Here is a 14755-nt window from a genome sequence, read left to right as displayed (position 1 = left end):
AGGTGTGCTCCGCGCGACGACGCCGACCGGCCCCGTTCGGGTGCCGGTCGGCGTCCGGGTGGTGCAGTCGTCGCGTCGGCTCAGGCCTGGTCGGCGCTCAGCGCGTGCGCGGGCGTCGGGGCCTGGGCGAACTCCTGGACGAGCGTGCGGCAGAAGGCCGGCAGGTCGTCGGGGGACCGGCTGGTGATCAGGCCCTCGTCGACGACGACCTCCTCGTCGACCCACTCCGCGCCGGCGTTGCGCAGGTCGGTCGCGATGCTGGGGAACGACGTCAGGCGGCGCCCGCGCAGGACGTCGGCCTCGACGAGCGTCCACGGCGCGTGGCAGATCGCGGCGACCGGCTTGCGGTTCGCGAAGAACTGCCCGACCACCTGGACGACGTCCGGGATGGTGCGCAGCAGGTCGGGGTTGGCCACACCGCCCGGCAGCACCAGGGCGTCGTAGTTCTCGATCTTGACCTGGGTGATGACCGCGTCGACGTCGAAGCGGTCGCCCTTGTCGAGGTGGTGGAAGGCCTGGATGGACCCGGGCGTCTCGGAGACCAGCACCGGGGTGCCGCCTGCTTCCTCGACCGCCTTCCAGGGCTCGGTGAGCTCGACCTGCTCGGTGCCCTCCTTGGCGCAGAGGAACATGACGGTCCTGCCCTGCAACGTCGCGTTCTCGGCCATCGTCGTCCAGCGCTCCCTCGCGTCGTGGTTACCCTCGGGGGGTATCGCACCGTGTCCCTGTACGGGACGGTGCCGTGGACGCGAAGGGCTCCCCCGGCCCCGACGCGACGAAACGGAGGCACGTCGATGACCAGCACCACCCTGTCGGTCCCGGAGATCCACTGCGGGCACTGCAAGTCGGCGATCGAGGGTGCCGTGGGTCCGCTCGAGGGCGTGCGGACCGTCGAGGTCGACGTCGACGGCCGCCTCGTGCGCGTGGAGCACGACGACATCGTCACCGTCCGGGCCCTCGTCGACGTGATCGAGGACCAGGGCTACGACGTCCCCGAGCAGGAGGCGCTCGCGAACTGAGCGGCGCTCAGGCGGTCTTGCTGCGCCCGCCCTTGGCCGTCGCGGTCTCGTCGTCGTCCTCGTCGGACTTCTTCTTCGACGACTTGCGGGTCGAGGACTTCTTCGGCGCCTCCTCGGCGGGCGCCTCGTCCGTCTTCTCCGCCGTCTTCTTCGAGCGCGAGCGCTTCGGCTTCTCCTCGGCCGGTGCGTCCTCGGTCTCGTCCGACGCGTCCGACGCGTCCGACGATGCCGCCGCGGGCTCCTCGGCCGGAGCCTTGCCCCCGGCCGCCTCGACGCTGCGCCGCAGCGCGGTGAGGAGGTCGGTCATGTCGTCGCCCTCCTCGGCGGGCGCGGCCTCCGGGGTGGGACGCCCACCGCCGTGCTCGATCTTGTAGTCGATGAGGTCGACCATCGCCTGGCGGTAGTCGTCCTCGAACTGGTCGGACTGGAAGTCGCCCGAGAGGCTCTCGACCAGCGAGGACGCCATCTGCATCTCCTGCGGACGCAGCTCGACCTCGGTGCGCAGGGTCTCGAACTCGGGCTCGCGCACCTCGTCGGGCCAGAGCATCGTCTGCAGCACGATCGCGTTGTCGCGCACCCGCAGCAGCGCCAGCGTCTCCCGTTGCCGCAGCGCCACCTTGACCACGGCCATGCGGTCGGTCTCGCGCAGCGCCTCGCGCAGCAGCGCGTAGGGCTTGACCGCCTTGCTCTCGGGCTCGAGGTAGTAGCTCTTGTCGAGCAGCAGGGCGTCGATCTGGTCCGAGGGGACGAACTGCACGACGTCGATCTCGTGCCCGCTCGCCACCGGCAGGGTCGAGAGGTCGTCGTCGTCCAGCATGATCAGCTGGCCGTCGTCGGTCTCGTAGCCCTTGGCGATCTCGGAGTACTGGACCTCCTCGCCGCAGACCGAGCACGTGCGCTTCTGGCGGATGCGTCCGCCGTCGCGCTCGTGCACCTGGTGGAAACGGATGTCGTGGTTGCTGGTGGCGGCGTAGAGCCGCACCGGCACGTTCACGAGCCCGAACGACACGGCGCCGTTCCAGATCGCGCGCATCATCGGCCCCTCTCGGCGGGCACGGTGCGTGGTCTCCTCACCGTGCGAAGCCACCAGCATGCCCCACCGGCACCACTCGTCCCAGTCAATGACGCGCCGACCCCGGTCCGCGCCGTTGTCGGTGGGCGGGGGCACGATGGCTCCGTGCTCCCGATGCTCCCCGTTCCCGGCGACCTGCCGGTCGAGGGCGCGTGGAGCTACGAGGTCGACTGGGCGGGGGTCCGCCTGCTCGCCGACGTCGACCAGGGCGAGCTGACGCTGTGCACCGCCGACGGCGAGGACGTCACCGCCCGGTTCCCCGAGTTCGCCGGACTCGTCGACGCCGTCGCCGACGGCCTGCTCGACGGCGAGGCCGTGATGCTCGACGGGGGGAGCCCGTCGGCCGACGCCCTCGGTGAGCGTCTCGGGGTGGAGGACGCCACCCGCGCCCGGGCGCTGGCCCGGGAGCGGCCGGCGGTGTTCATGGTCTACGACGTCATGCGGCTCTACGGCGTGCCGCTCGACCCCCGGCCCCTCGAGGAGCGGCGGGCGGTGCTCTCGCGCCTCGACCTCTCGCGGGCCACCCGCATCCAGATCTCGCCGGCCTACGACGACGGGTCCGCCCTGCTCGCCGGCGTCGTCGCCCAGCGGCTGTCCGGGGTGATCGCCAAGCGCCGGGGCACGCCGTACCGCTCGGGCGACTCGGGGGGCGAGTGGGTCCGCGTCGCCCCGCACGCGCCGCGGGCGGGAGCGCACGCCGGCCCGACGGCCACCGTGGCGTCCGGCGCGTCCCCGGTCCCGTCGACGCCCCCCTCGCGGCGGCCCCGCCACGCCCGTCGCGAGCGCACGCCGCAGCACGACACGCTGTTCTGACGCCACGCATCCCCACCCGCGAGTAGTCGATCGCGCCACCGGCTACCCCCGTCGGTCGCGGACCGACGGACGGAGGACCGCCGTGCCACCCCACCCCGAGAGCGTCCCCCCGGCGGGGAGCGGCCGTGGCCGGCGCCACGACACGTTCGCGGTGCTCGGGCGGGCCCAGGCCGCGGTCGATCGCGCCCACGTGGCGCTGGACCGGGCCTACGAGAGGTCGATCCACTCGTCGTCGGCCCCCGCGAGGCGACAGGCACCCCCGACGCCGGACGCGGCCGCCCTGTGGCTGCTGCACCGGAGGTTCGACGCCGGCCCGGGACCGACCGACCCGTAGCCCGCTAGTCCTCGCTGCCGAGCGCCGCGTCCAGGGCCTCGGGCGTCCAGCCGATGACCCGGCCGCCGGTGCGGCCCACCTCGCGCATGGCCTCGAGGAACTCGGCGGGCGTGCCGTCGAGGTCGATGCGCACCTCGCGGCGGGCCCGCCGGGCCGCGTCGAGCGCCTCCCGGCCGTCGTGGCCTGCGGTGAGCGTGGCCAGCAGCCCGCCGGTGGAGGCCAGCGAGCCGCGGGCGGCGCCGAGGCGCCCCAGGGCGTCGTCGAGGGACGACAGGAGTGCGGCGCGGTTGCCCTCGCACATCGCGGCAGTGAGCTCGGGGCGGGTGGCGGCCACTCGGGTGCCGTCGGTGAACGACCCCGCGGCCAGCGCCAGGGCGAGCTCGCCGCCGTCGGCGCCCACGGACGCGAGGACGGCCGCGAGCAGGTGCGGCAGGTGCGAGACCCGGGCGACGGCGAGGTCGTGCTCGTCGGAGGCGGCGGGCACGACGACCGCCCCGCAGGCCAGCGCGAGGGCGGCGACGTCGACCCACACCTCGAGGTCGGCGTCGTCCTCGGTCGCGACCACCCAGACCTTCTCGTGGAAGAGCTGCAGCGACCCGGCGTCCCACCCGGAGAACTCGGTGCCGGTCATCGGGTGACCGCCGACGAAGCGGGTCGCGGGCGCCCGGCGGGCGACGGCCTCGGCCACCGGTCCCTTGACGCTGGTGACGTCGGTGAGCCGGCACCCGGGGGCCTCGCGGGCCACGGCGGCGAGCACGTCGTCCAGCGCGGTCAGCGGGACGGCCAGCACGACCAGGGCGTCCTCGACGGCGGCGCGCGCGAGCGCCGCGTCGACCGAGGCGGCGACGTCGTAGCCGTCGGCGGCGGCCTTCTCGGCGGTCGTCGTCGAGGCGGACGCGCCCCAGGCGGACCGGCCGGCGTCGGTGGCGGCGCGCAGCAACGAGCCGCCGATGAGGCCGAGGCCGATCACGCACACGGGGCGGTGCTGTGCGGCGGCGAGGGTGGCACCTGCTGATTCCACGGGGGCGACCCTAGGACGACCCGGGAGAGTGAGGGAGGTGCGCCCGAACGGGGGCCGCGCGGAGGCTCAGGCCCGCCGGAGGGCGTCCAGGACGTACCCCGAGTAGAGGGCCACCCCGGCGACCATGGCGTCCTCGTCGAACACGACGCGGTTGGAGTGGTTCGGCGGCGCCTCGGCCGGGTCGACGTCCGCCGGGCACGCCCCGAGGAACGCCAGCGCACCGGGCACGCGCCCGAGCACGTAGGAGAAGTCCTCCGAGCCCATGATCGGGTCCGGCATCGGCTCGACGAAGCGCGAACCGAGCACGGAGCGCCCGGCGTCGGCCACCCGGTCGGCGACGTCCGGGTCGTTGACCGTGACGGGGTAGCCCGCCTCGATCTCGACCTCGCAGGTGCAGCCGTAGGCGTCGGCCACACCGGTGCACACCCGCGTCACCTCGTCGAGCACGCGGGCCCGGGTCTCCTCCGACAGCGTGCGGACGGTGCCCTCGAGCATGGCGGTCTCGGGGATGACGTTGGTGGTGGTGCCGGCGCTGATGTGGGCCACGGTGAGCACGGCCGGGTCGAACGCGCTGACCCGCCGCGTCACCATCGTCTGCAGCGCGCCGACCATCGCCGCCGCGGCCGGTACCGGATCGAGCGCGTCGTGCGGCGCCGAGGCGTGCCCGCCCCGCCCGGTGACCGTCACGTGGAGGTCGTCGGACGACGCCATGATCGAGTCCGGCCGCGTCTGGAGCGTGCCCGCCGCGAGGCGCGACGTGACGTGCAGGGCCATCGCCGACTCGGGCGTCCCGCCCGGCCCTTCGGCCGAGAGCAGCCCCTCGTCGATCATCATGCGCGCGCCGTGCGAGCTCTCCTCGCCGGGCTGGAACATGAGGACGACGGTGCCGGCGAGGCGGTCGCGGCGTCCCGCGAGCAGCCGGGCGGTGGACGCCAGCATCGCGGTGTGGAGGTCGTGCCCGCAGGAGTGCATGGCGCCGTCGACCTCGGAGGAGAACGGCAGCCCGGTGTCCTCGTGCATCGGCAGCGCGTCCATGTCCGCGCGCACGAGCACCGACGGCCCCGGCCGCGCCCCGCGCAGGACGGCGACGACCGAGCTGCACTCCCGGCCGGTGCCGACCTCGAGCGGCAGGTCCTCGAGCGCGGCGAGCACGGCGGCCTGGGTGGCGGGCAGCATCAGGCCGATCTCGGGGTGACGGTGCAGGGCGCGCCGCAGCTCCAGCGTCCGCGGCTGCAGGGCGCGGGCCTCGGCCAGCAGGGCGCGCTCCGGGGCACGGTGCGCCGCGCGGCGCCCGCCCGCTCGCCGCTCCGGAGCGCTCACCCGTCCGATCCTGGCACCCCCACCGTGAAGTCGCCGCATCCCGGTTCACCCACCGGCGTACCCCCGGACGGCCGGAGGCCTTGCGCCGACGACCGTCCGGCGCTTCCGTGACCTCGCCGGACTTCCACTGGACACTGGCCCGGACCTACCGTAGGGCCATGGCAGGTCAGGGGTCCGCAGGCACCGCCGCGACACGCGGGGGCGCCGGCACCGTCGCGCCCCTCGACGGGTGGGCGGTGGCCGTCACGCGCGAGGAGGGTCGCTGGCGCGCGGTCGCCATGGAACGCGACAGCCTCGCCGACCTCGACTCCGCCATCAGCGCGCTCCGCGGCCTGCGCTCCACCGGCGCCGTGCTCGGTCTGCTCGACGTCGACGACGAGTTCTTCGTGCTCGTGCGCCCCACGCCCGGCGGGGTGGCGCTGCTGCTCTCCGACGCGGTCGCCGCGCTCGACTACGACGTCGCGGCCGACGTGCTCGACCTGCTGCGCCTCGAGGTGCCCGACGAGGACGAGGCGGACGACGACCCGTGGCCCGAGGGCGACCTCGGGATGCTGGCCGACCTCGGTGTCCCCGCCGACGAGCTCGCCGTGCTGGTCGAGGAGATCGACCTCTACCCGGACGAGCAGCTCACCGCGATCGCCCGTCGCTGCGGATTCGCCGACGAGCTGGCGAAGGTCGTGGAGACCGCTGACGCCTGAGCAGTGGATGGCCCGTGCGATCGAGGTCGCACGGACGTCCGGCGACGACGTCCCCGTCGGCGCGCTGGTGATCGACGCCGACGGCCGGGAGCTCGCCGCGGCGGCCAACGCCCGTGAGGCCACGGGCGACCCCACCGCCCACGCCGAGATCCTCGCCCTGCGCGAGGCCGCCCGGCACCACGGCGATCACTGGCGCCTCGGCGGCTGCACGCTCGTCGTCACCCTCGAGCCCTGCACCATGTGCGCCGGTGCGGCGGTGCTCGCCCGGGTCGACCGGATCGTGTTCGGGGCCTGGGAGCCGCGCACCGGGGCCGTCGGCTCCCTGTGGGACGTGGTGCGCGACCGGCGGCTCAACCACCGCCCCGAGGTGCTCGGCGGGGTGCTCGAGGCCCGGTGCGCAGCGCTCATGGTCGACTTCTGGCCCGGTCGTCGGCGCGAGGACAGCGTCCCGTAATCTCGACGGCGGTAGCGTGTCCGAGCGGCCAAAGGAGCGCGCCTCGAAAGCGCGTGTGGGTTCTGCCCACCGTGGGTTCGAATCCCACCGCTACCGCCCCTGACGACGAAGGGCCCCTCCCGGATTCCGGGAGGGGCCCTTCGCGTCGTTCCGTGCTCAGCCCACGGCCTGCCGGGTGAAGTTCGGCGGGATGATCAGGTCCTCGGGGGCGAGATCGTGCACCGAGCTCTTGCCGAGGCCCATGAGCCCCGAGCCGATGCCGCTGCGCAGGATCTCGAACACGTTCTCGACGCCGGGCTGACCGTTGGCGGCGAGGCCCCAGAGGTAGGCCCGCCCGATGGCCACGGCCCGGGCACCGAGCGCCAGGGCCTTGACGACGTCGCTGCCGCGCCGGACGCCGCCGTCGAGGATGACCTCGACCTCGCGGCCGACGGCCTCGACGATCCCGGGCAGCACGCGGATCGGCGCCGGGGTGGAGTCGAGGTTGTTGCCGCCGTGGTTCGACACCTGGATCGCGGTGGCGCCGGCGTCCACGGCGCGCTTGGCGTCGTCGACGCGGGTGATGCCCTTGACGCAGAACGGCCCGTCCCACTGCTCACGCAGCCAGGCGACGTCGGCCCAGGAGGGCGGCGGGGTGAACATCCACTGCCCGTACGCGCCGAAGAACGTGGGGGGCTCCTCGCCGCCGACGGGGATGTTCGGCACGGTGAGGTCGGGGATCTTGCCCGCGCGGAGCATCCGCAGACCCCAGCGCGGCCGGGTGATGCCCTCCGGGATGTATTTGATCATCGTCTTGAGGTCCATCTTCTCCGGGATGGCCGGGCTGCCCCAGTCCCGTCCGTGGGAGAACGACCAGTCCAGGGTGACGATGAGGCCCTTGGCGCCCGCCTTCTTGGCGCGCTCGGCGCGGGCCGCGAGGGTCTCGCGGTCGCCCACCCAGTACATCTGGAAGAACGTCTTCTCGTTGGCCTCGATGACGTCCTCGACCGAGCGGCTGGCGAACGAGCTCAACCCCATCGCGGTGCCGGCGTTCTTCGCCGCGCGGGCCACCGCGACCTCGCCCTCGGGGTCCACGGCCTGCACCCCGGTCGGCGAGATGATCACCGGCATCGAGACGTCCTGGCCCATCACCGTGGTGGACAGGTCCTTCTCGAACGGCAGGTCGCACACGTGCGGCAGGAACTCGAGCTCCCGGAACGCCGCCATGTTGTCCTCGAGGGTCGCCCCGGCCTCGCTGCCGGCCACGAGGGCGCCGTAGACCGACTTCGGGAGCTCCTTCTTCGCTCGCCGATGGGCCTCGGCGACCGACTCGAACCACTGACCAGCCATGTGCAACCTTCCGGGTCCCGTGACCTGCTTCACCGCTCCCGGTCACCGTAACCGGACGCGGCGACCTGCACGGTGTCTGCGCGGACGGTCCGTGACCCTCCGAACGGAGGGGTCGGGTCACCGCCCGGGCGGGGGTCCGGTGGAGGCGCGGACGACCAGCTCGACCGGCAGGCGGTGCTCGTCGCCGGCGACGCCCGGGCGCAGCAGCAGCTCCGCGGCGCGGCGGCCCTTCTTCCGGTGCGGCTGGCGCACGGTGGTCAGCGCGGGGTGGGCGTCGGCGGCCGCGGGCACGTCGTCGAACCCGACGATCGCCACGTCCCCGGGCACCGACAGGCCCGCGTCCGCGGCGGCGGCCATCGCGCCGAGGGCGAGCTCGTCGCTCATCGCGAGCAGGGCGGTGGGGCGCGGGCGACGGGCCAGCAGCGCGGCGGCGGCCCGGCGCCCCGCGTCGCGCCCGTAGGGCACGCGCTCCTCCACCGGCACCGCCGACCACGGGTGCCCGGCGCCCTCGACGACCTCCCGGTAGCCCCGCAGGCGCTCGCAGGACGCGCGGTAGTGGGCCCGGTCCTGACGGTCCTGGTCGGCCGTGCCCTCCCACTCGTCCTCGATCAGCGGCATCGCGACGACGCCGAGGCGGGTGTGACCGAGGTCCAGCAGGTGGCGGGCCGCGGAGGCGGCGCCGCCGCGGTCGTCGATGCCGACGTGCCCCGCGCCCGGCAACCGCGGGCCGTCGACGACGACGAAGGGCAGCCCGCGGTCGACGATGGCCGCGAGCCCGCCCTCGGCGGGGACGTCGCAGTAACAGATCATGGCGTCGACGAGCGCGACACGGGCGACGGCACTGTCCGGCCCCCCGGCGATGAGGACCAGGGCGAGGTCCTCGCGCTCGCAGACCTCGCTGACTCCCTGGAGGAACAGGACCGCCGCGGGGTCGCTGAACCCGAACGACATCGGTGCCCCGTGGACCAGGCCCAGCGCGTTCACCCGGCCCCGCGAGAGCGTCGCCGCGAGCGGGTCGGGCCCCGCGTAGCCCAGCTCTCCGGCCGTGCGCAGCACGCGGCTGCGCAGGCGCGGGCTCAGACGCTCGGGGTGGTTGTAGGCGTTGGACACGGTGGCCCGGGAGACGCCGAGGGCGCTCGCCACGGTCGCGAGCGTGACCCGCCCGCCCGCGCGTCCACCCGTCTCCACGCCCCCGATCCTCTCGCGTCGCGGCCGGTACCCGGGAGACCGCTGGTTGGTGAACCGGTTCAAGCTGACCGGATCAGCCGTGATGCACCTCTTGCGGACCTCAGGTTTGAACCGGTTTAGTAGGCGCCACCGACAACGAGGAGGGCCTGATGGAGCTCCGAGCGATGTGGCGGCGGGCGGCGCGGTGGATCGGCGGCGCCCCGGACCGGCGCGCGGCCCGGGAGGTCGCCGACGCGGCCGAGCGGGTCGTCGGGCGGGCGGCGGCGCGGACGCGGCTCGCGGCGGTCGAGGCCGAGATCGTGGCGCTGATGGCGAACGACCGGGTGCCGGCGCGCGGCCGGCGTCTGCGGGCGCTGGAGCAGGCCAGGGACGACCTCCGGGCGGAGCTGGAGGAGGACGGAGCCGCGGCACCGGGCGAGCCCGTCGCACCTCGCACGTAGGCGAGACCGCCGGATTCTCTGCACCACACCGGCCGAACGGCCGAACCGCCGACGACCGGCGGGCGAACGGTGCGCAGTGATCCCCGATGGAGGAGGTGGCCGCGTGTCCCTGCCCCTGATGCCGGCTCGTGCGGACGCCCCACCCGAGGTGGGGGGCACGTCCGCGGCGGCCGGCACGGCACGGGACGGGCGGCGTGGCCGATCCCCGATGTCCGCGGCGCCGCCCGTCGAGGCGGCGGAGCCCGCGGCACCCGCCGTGCCCGCCGTGCCGACGGGGAGCGAGGCGGCGGCCGCCGACGCCGCGCTGCTCGTCCGTCTCTCCGACCGCGAGACCGCGGCGCTCGACGCCCTCTACCAGCGCTACGGGCGCCCGGCCTATTCGCTCGCGCGGCGCATCTGCGCCGACGACGGGCTGGCCGAGGACGTCGTGCAGGAGGTCTTCCTCGCCCTCTGGCGCGACCCCGGGAAGTTCGACCCGGGGCGCGGCACCGTCGCGAGCTGGCTGATGACGCTGGTGCACCACAAGGCGGTCGACGCCGTGCGCCGCGAGGCCACCCGCCGTCGTCACCACCCGACCACGGGCGAGCCGGACGAAGGCGTGCCCGCCGCGGGCCCGTCCGCCGCGCGCCAGGCGCTCGGCGCGGTGCTCGGCGAGCAGGTCCGCGCGGCGATGGGGCGGCTGCCCACCGAGCAGCGCACCGCGCTCGGGCTCGCCTACTACGGCGGCTACTCCCAGCGCGAGGTCGCGAGCCTCACCGGCGTGCCGATCGGCACCGTGAAGTCGCGGATGTTCGCGGGCGTGGCACGGCTGCGCGTCCTGCTCGGCCCGGTCCTCGGCTCCTCGGCGGATGCGCTCGGAGACCTCGCGTGAGCACCTGTCCCCAGCGCGCCGACGCCGTCGGCGCCGCCTTCTCCGCGCTCGAGCCCGACGAGGAACGCGCCGTCCAGGCCCACCTGCCGCACTGTGCCGACTGCCGTCGCGCCTTCGACGAGGCCCTGGACGTGGTCGCCGCCCTCGGCGCCGCGGTCCCGTCCCTCGAGCCGCCCGCCGAGCTGAAGGGCCGGGTCCTCACCGCGGCCCGGGCCGAGCCCGGGACGCCGGTGCGTCCGGTGCGCCGCCCGGCCTCGGCTCACCCGATCACCGACGGACCCCGGACCCCCGACGGACCCCGGCCCGCGAGCCCGATCCCGCGGCCCCGGTCCCGGCGGCTCGTCACCGCCGCCGGCGGCCTGGTCGCCGCGGTGGTGCTCGGTGTGGGCCTCATCGTGGCGCGCGGCGTGCTGCCCACCCAGGAGGCGCCGCCGGACACCCCGGCGGTGGCGCTCGCCCAGCAGGCCGACCGGGTCGTCGGCGACGCCCGGTCGCGCGACCCCGGCCTGCGCTCCGCGGTGCTGCGCGGCCCGGACGGCAACCCCGCGGCCGTGGTCCTCGACCCGGGTGACGCCGCGGCCCCGGTCCGCATGGTGTCGCTGGACCTCCCCGCGACCGGCAACCAGCGCGACTACGTCCTGTGGGCCACCGGTCTGCCCGGCAACGCGCCGGTCGCGGTGGCCGTCATGGACCCCGCCGACGGCGTGACACGCCCCCTCGACGCGACGGCCCAGCCGTCAGGGCCCGGGGACCCGGCGCCGCGCGGCTGGGCGGTCTCGGTCGAACCCACGGGCCCCGTGCCCGCGCGGCCGTCGACGGTCGTCGCGGTCGGGCTGGCGGCGGCCTGAGGCTGCTCGTCCAGCCGCGACACGCCGTTCCACCGTTCGTCGCTGCTCACCGTTCCCCGGTCGCAGTCCGCGCGCGCCGCGTCCGCGACGACGGTGCCACCGTCGGGGTCCGCGGATACCGTGGACCCTGCCGGCGATCACCCCGCCGGCGGTGGCGAGCGGGTCGGGGAGGTGGCGCCGATGGCAGGGGTGTCTGCTCTCACGACCGGGGAGCTCGGCGTCACGTCGGCCACCGACCACGCCGAGGCCTCGCCCGGGCGCCCGATGCTCGCGAGCGCGGGCGACGTCCCGCGCGGCGCGGGCTGGGCGTTCGAGTTCCTCTGGGACGGGCTGCGCTGCCTCGCGCGCACCGGTGACGAGGGGCTGCGGCTGGTCACCGACGCCGGGCGCGACGTGACGTCGCACTTCCCGGAGCTCGGGGTCGCGGCGCCCTGGACGAGCACCGGCGGGCTCGTGCTCGACGGGGTCGTCGTCGCCCTCGACGGCGTGGGCCGCCCCAGCGCCGGCAAGCTGCGCCGCCGGGCCCGCGTCGCCCACCCGTCGGAGATCCTGCAGGCGCGCGTGCCGGTCTCCTACTACGTGTTCGACGTGCTGGAGGTGGCCGGCGTGTCGACGCGCCGCCTGCCCTACCGGCAGCGCCGCGAGCTGCTCACCGAGCTCGACCTCTCCGGCAGCCGCGTCGTCATCCCCCCGTACTTCACCGGCGTGGGCGCCGAGGCGGTGGTCACCACGGCGCGCCGGTACGGCCTCGACGGCGTGGTCGCCAAGCGCCTCGAGTCCACCTACCAGGTCGGCCGGCGCTCGCGGAGCTGGATCGAGACGCCCGTGCGTCGTGTCCAGGACGTGGTGGTCGGCGGCTGGATCCCGGCGCGCGGGCAGCCGGACACCGTCGGGGCGCTGCTGGTCGGGGTGCCGGGCGAGTCGGGGCTGCGCTACTCCGGCCGCGTGCTCACCGGGGTCACGGCGGCCGCCCGGCGCGAGCTCGACGGCGTGCTCGGCGCGCTCGAGCGGCCCGAGAACCCCTTCGTCGACGTCGTGCCCGAGGACGCGCGGGGTGCCGCGCGCTGGCTGGCCCCGCGCCTGGTCGGGCAGGTGGAGCACCGGCGTTGGACGGCCACCGGGCTGCTCGAGCGCCCGGCGTGGCAGGGGCTGCGCGCGGCGCACCCGGCCACGGTCGCGGCCCCGGTGCTCGCGGCGCCGGTGGTCGACACCGATCTCGAGCTCGACGACCTCGAGACCGCCGAGTCCCCGAGCGGCGGGCTGCGCCCCCGCCCGTCGGCCGCCGTCGCCGACATCGTCACGACGCCCTCGCCGGAGGACGTCGAGTCGGCCCTGCGCTCGCGCTTCTCGGCGCACTTCGTGCACAACACGCTCACCGCGATCGCGTCCTACGTGCGCACCGACCCGTCCCGGGCCCGCGAGCTGCTCACCGAGTTCGCCGACTTCACGCGGTACTCGTTCCGGTCCGGGGGCGAGCTCACGACGGTCGGCGACGAGCTGCGCAACGCCGAGCGGTACCTGACCCTCGAGCAGGCCCGGTTCGGCGCGCGGCTGCGGGCGGAGGTCGCCGTCGCGCCCGAGGTGCGCGGCGTCCTGGTGCCGCCCTTCGTCGTGGCGCCGCTGGTGGAGAACGCGGTGCGGCACGGCATCGAGCCGGTCCCCGGGGGCGGCGCGGTCAGCGTCTTCGCCTCGGGCTCCGGGTCCGACTGCGTGATCACCGTGTCGGACGACGGCGCCGGCATGGGGCCCGAGGCCACGCGCACGGCCTCGCAGGTCGATCGCCGTCACGGCGGCATCGCCGAGGTCTCCCGCCGGCTCCACGCGGCCTTCGGGTCGCAGTGCGACGTCCACGTCGACACCCGGCCCGGTGTCGGCACGGCGGTGCGGATGCGCATCCCGGCGATCTCGACGGCCGAACCGAGCCGGACCCTCGTCGGCTGAGGTCCGGCCCGGCTCCGGCGCCCGGAGCGGTTCCGGCCTAGTCGTCCTCGTCGTCGTCCACCACCGCGCAGGTGATGTCCGACGGCGCCGCGTCACTGCCCCCGAGGACGTCGGACAGGATCGGGATGCCGGCGTCCACTCCGCATGCCTGGACGGGCAGCACGGTCAGGTCGTTGAGCAACGCGATCCCGGTGTCGCCGTCGTCGGTGGGGACGGGGTCGGCGGAGGCGAGCGGGGCGGCGGCGAGCAGCCCGGCGGCGGACAGGGCGACCGATGCCGACAGGGTGGCGGCGACGCGTCGGAACATGGCAGGACTCCTCGCAGAGAGCGGAACGGGAGCGACCGTTCGTCGCAACGAGCGTTGCGATGAACGGTCGCTCCGGACTCAACCCCGCGCCCCGGAGGCCGGCAATCGGTGCGACGAAGGCCCACCGGAAAGCGTGGTGGTCGGTTGAGCCGGACCGGCGGTGGGCAACGCGCGACGAACGGTGATCCGTGGACGACGAACGGCAGGTCGGTGGGGCCGCGAACGACGGCGGCACGATGGAGCCGTGGAGGTGCTCGCGGTGGACTGGTCGGGCGACGCCCGCGCGTCCCACCGGCGCATCCGCGTCGCGAGCGCGCGGCCCGGGCGCCTCGTGGACGTCCGCGCCGGCCTCGGCCGCGACGGCGTCACCGCGCACCTGATCGCCCGCGCCGCCGAGACGCCCCTCGTCGTCGGTCTCGACTTCTCCTTCGGCCTGCCCGCCTGGTTCGCCCGCGAGCACGGGTGCGGGGACGTCGCGGCCCTGTGGGACCTCGTGGCCCGCGACGGCGAGGAGTGGCTACGGGCCTGCCGGCCGCCGTTCTGGGGCCGGGGCCCGGTACCCCGTCCGCCGCACGACCCGGCGCGCCCGGGATACCGGTCGACCGAGGAGGCCGCCCGCGCCCACGGCCTCGATCCCCGCTCGACGTTCCAGATCGGGGGCGCGGGCGCCGTCGGCACCGGCTCGCTGCGGGGCATGCCCCACCTGGCGCGGCTGCGGGCCGCGGGGTTCGCGGTGTGGCCGTTCGACGACGCCGGACGGGCCACGGTGCTCGAGATCTATCCGCGGGTCCACACCGGCCCTGTCGTGAAGCGCTCGGCGACGGCCCGCCGCGCGGTCGTCGAGGCCGACCCCCGCATCCCGGCGGAGCTGCGTGACGCCGTCGTCGACACCGAGGACGCGTTCGACGCGGCGCTCTCGGCGCTGGACATGGCCGAGCACCAGGGCGAGCTGGCGGCATTGGGGGCCGCCGCGTCGGGCAGCCCGGAGTCGATCGAGGGCGCGCTGTGGCGTCCGGCCCGTCGCGATGCTCCGGATGCGGGCCGCGCCCCGGCGACGGAATGGGCCCCTCGGGGGCAGGATGTCCCCCGGCGGGGGTAAC

At 75.5% G+C, this 14755-nt stretch carries 17 protein-coding genes and 1 tRNA gene; 11 read left to right on the top strand and 7 right to left on the bottom strand.

What is annotated here, in order from left to right; all coding sequences use genetic code 11:
* Positions 1–80: 80 nt before the first annotated feature.
* Positions 81–668, bottom strand: a complete 588-nt coding sequence (locus tag PH191_RS24870; RefSeq protein WP_274197306.1) for a type 1 glutamine amidotransferase domain-containing protein — start codon at positions 666–668, stop codon at positions 81–83.
* Between the two features lie 126 nt (positions 669–794).
* Between PH191_RS24870 and PH191_RS24865 the strand changes: the two genes are divergently transcribed.
* Positions 795–1019 (top strand): cation transporter, encoded by a 225-nt coding sequence (locus PH191_RS24865; protein ID WP_274197305.1) that lies wholly within the window; start codon positions 795–797, stop codon positions 1017–1019.
* Between the two features lie 7 nt (positions 1020–1026).
* Here PH191_RS24865 and ku read toward each other — a convergent pair whose 3' ends face one another.
* The gene (ku, locus tag PH191_RS24860; protein WP_274197304.1) at positions 1027–2112 is read right to left on the bottom strand and encodes a non-homologous end joining protein Ku; all 1086 of its coding nucleotides are present in this window, start codon (positions 2110–2112) and stop codon (positions 1027–1029) included.
* Positions 2113–2205: 93 nt separating this feature from the next.
* Between ku and PH191_RS24855 the strand changes: the two genes are divergently transcribed.
* The gene (locus PH191_RS24855; protein ID WP_274197396.1) at positions 2206–2904 is read left to right on the top strand and encodes an ATP-dependent DNA ligase; all 699 of its coding nucleotides are present in this window, start codon (positions 2206–2208) and stop codon (positions 2902–2904) included.
* An 82-nt stretch (positions 2905–2986) separates the two neighbouring features.
* Positions 2987–3238, top strand: a complete 252-nt coding sequence (locus PH191_RS24850) for a hypothetical protein (protein WP_274197303.1) — start codon at positions 2987–2989, stop codon at positions 3236–3238.
* Positions 3239–3242: 4 nt separating this feature from the next.
* Here the strand turns inward: PH191_RS24850 and PH191_RS24845 are convergent, their stop codons facing one another.
* Both PH191_RS24845 and PH191_RS24840 read right to left on the bottom strand, forming a co-directional pair.
* Complete coding sequence (locus PH191_RS24845; RefSeq protein WP_274197302.1) at positions 3243–4259, bottom strand: prephenate dehydrogenase; 1017 nt, start codon at positions 4257–4259, stop codon at positions 3243–3245.
* A 66-nt stretch (positions 4260–4325) separates the two neighbouring features.
* Positions 4326–5516, bottom strand: coding sequence for a M20 metallopeptidase family protein (locus tag PH191_RS24840; protein WP_274197395.1), 1191 nt, complete (start codon positions 5514–5516; stop codon positions 4326–4328).
* Between the two features lie 221 nt (positions 5517–5737).
* Here PH191_RS24840 and PH191_RS24835 point away from each other — a divergent pair, with 221 nt between their 5' ends.
* The 3 genes from PH191_RS24835 (at position 5738) to PH191_RS24825 (ending at position 6827) form a co-directional block, all read left to right on the top strand.
* Positions 5738–6277 (top strand): tRNA adenosine deaminase-associated protein, encoded by a 540-nt coding sequence (locus tag PH191_RS24835; protein ID WP_274197301.1) that lies wholly within the window; start codon positions 5738–5740, stop codon positions 6275–6277.
* A 7-nt stretch (positions 6278–6284) separates the two neighbouring features.
* The gene (locus PH191_RS24830; RefSeq protein WP_274197300.1) at positions 6285–6731 is read left to right on the top strand and encodes a nucleoside deaminase; all 447 of its coding nucleotides are present in this window, start codon (positions 6285–6287) and stop codon (positions 6729–6731) included.
* A gap of 10 nt (positions 6732–6741) precedes the next feature.
* Positions 6742–6827: transfer RNA gene (locus PH191_RS24825), tRNA-Ser, on the top strand.
* A gap of 60 nt (positions 6828–6887) precedes the next feature.
* Here the strand turns inward: PH191_RS24825 and mftD are convergent.
* Entirely contained in the window at positions 6888–8060 is a 1173-nt protein-coding gene (gene mftD, locus PH191_RS24820) for a pre-mycofactocin synthase MftD (protein WP_274197299.1), read from the bottom strand.
* Between the two features lie 117 nt (positions 8061–8177).
* Entirely contained in the window at positions 8178–9248 is a 1071-nt protein-coding gene (locus tag PH191_RS24815) for a LacI family DNA-binding transcriptional regulator (RefSeq protein ID WP_274197298.1), read from the bottom strand.
* A 149-nt stretch (positions 9249–9397) separates the two neighbouring features.
* Here PH191_RS24815 and PH191_RS24810 point away from each other — a divergent pair, with 149 nt between their 5' ends.
* From PH191_RS24810 to PH191_RS24795, 4 genes are all read left to right on the top strand, one after another.
* A complete protein-coding gene (locus PH191_RS24810) occupies positions 9398–9688 on the top strand; it encodes a hypothetical protein (protein WP_274197297.1) in 291 nt (96 codons plus the stop codon).
* Positions 9689–9791: 103 nt separating this feature from the next.
* A complete protein-coding gene (locus PH191_RS24805; RefSeq protein ID WP_274197296.1) occupies positions 9792–10559 on the top strand; it encodes an RNA polymerase sigma factor in 768 nt (255 codons plus the stop codon).
* Complete coding sequence (locus PH191_RS24800) at positions 10556–11407, top strand: anti-sigma factor (RefSeq protein WP_274197295.1); 852 nt, start codon at positions 10556–10558, stop codon at positions 11405–11407. The genes PH191_RS24805 and PH191_RS24800 overlap by 4 nt, the downstream gene beginning before the upstream one ends.
* Before the next feature lie 180 nt (positions 11408–11587).
* Positions 11588–13348 carry an ATP-dependent DNA ligase gene (locus PH191_RS24795; RefSeq protein WP_274197294.1) on the top strand — a complete coding sequence of 587 codons (1761 nt, stop codon included), beginning with the start codon at positions 11588–11590 and terminating at the stop codon, positions 13346–13348.
* 37 nt (positions 13349–13385) lie between these two features.
* Here PH191_RS24795 and PH191_RS24790 read toward each other — a convergent pair whose 3' ends face one another.
* Positions 13386–13655 carry a hypothetical protein gene (locus tag PH191_RS24790; protein WP_274197293.1) on the bottom strand — a complete coding sequence of 90 codons (270 nt, stop codon included), beginning with the start codon at positions 13653–13655 and terminating at the stop codon, positions 13386–13388.
* Between the two features lie 244 nt (positions 13656–13899).
* Here PH191_RS24790 and PH191_RS24785 point away from each other — a divergent pair, with 244 nt between their 5' ends.
* Positions 13900–14754: a hypothetical protein gene (locus PH191_RS24785; protein ID WP_274197292.1), complete on the top strand. Its 855-nt coding sequence runs from the start codon at positions 13900–13902 to the stop codon at positions 14752–14754.
* Position 14755: the final 1 nt, after the last annotated feature.

Origin of the sequence: Actinomycetospora callitridis, assembly GCF_028737265.1 — a bacterium.
In the GTDB taxonomy this organism is placed as follows: domain Bacteria; phylum Actinomycetota; class Actinomycetes; order Mycobacteriales; family Pseudonocardiaceae; genus Actinomycetospora; species Actinomycetospora callitridis.
This window is presented reverse-complemented; position numbering and strand designations above follow the sequence as displayed.

Excerpts from the sequence above, each read along its gene's own strand:
- PH191_RS24865 (WP_274197305.1), top strand. The coding sequence starts at position 795 with ATGACCAGCACCACCCTGTCGGTCCCGGAGATCCACTGCGGGCACTGC.
- PH191_RS24790 (WP_274197293.1), bottom strand. The coding sequence starts at position 13,655 with ATGTTCCGACGCGTCGCCGCCACCCTGTCGGCATCGGTCGCCCTGTCC.
- ku (WP_274197304.1), bottom strand. The coding sequence starts at position 2,112 with ATGCTGGTGGCTTCGCACGGTGAGGAGACCACGCACCGTGCCCGCCGA.
- PH191_RS24835 (WP_274197301.1), top strand. The coding sequence starts at position 5,738 with ATGGCAGGTCAGGGGTCCGCAGGCACCGCCGCGACACGCGGGGGCGCC.
- mftD (WP_274197299.1), bottom strand. The coding sequence starts at position 8,060 with ATGGCTGGTCAGTGGTTCGAGTCGGTCGCCGAGGCCCATCGGCGAGCG.
- PH191_RS24795 (WP_274197294.1), top strand. The coding sequence starts at position 11,588 with ATGGCAGGGGTGTCTGCTCTCACGACCGGGGAGCTCGGCGTCACGTCG.
- PH191_RS24855 (WP_274197396.1), top strand. The coding sequence starts at position 2,206 with ATGCTCCCCGTTCCCGGCGACCTGCCGGTCGAGGGCGCGTGGAGCTAC.
- PH191_RS24870 (WP_274197306.1), bottom strand. The coding sequence starts at position 668 with ATGGCCGAGAACGCGACGTTGCAGGGCAGGACCGTCATGTTCCTCTGC.
- PH191_RS24830 (WP_274197300.1), top strand. The coding sequence starts at position 6,285 with ATGGCCCGTGCGATCGAGGTCGCACGGACGTCCGGCGACGACGTCCCC.
- PH191_RS24810 (WP_274197297.1), top strand. The coding sequence starts at position 9,398 with ATGGAGCTCCGAGCGATGTGGCGGCGGGCGGCGCGGTGGATCGGCGGC.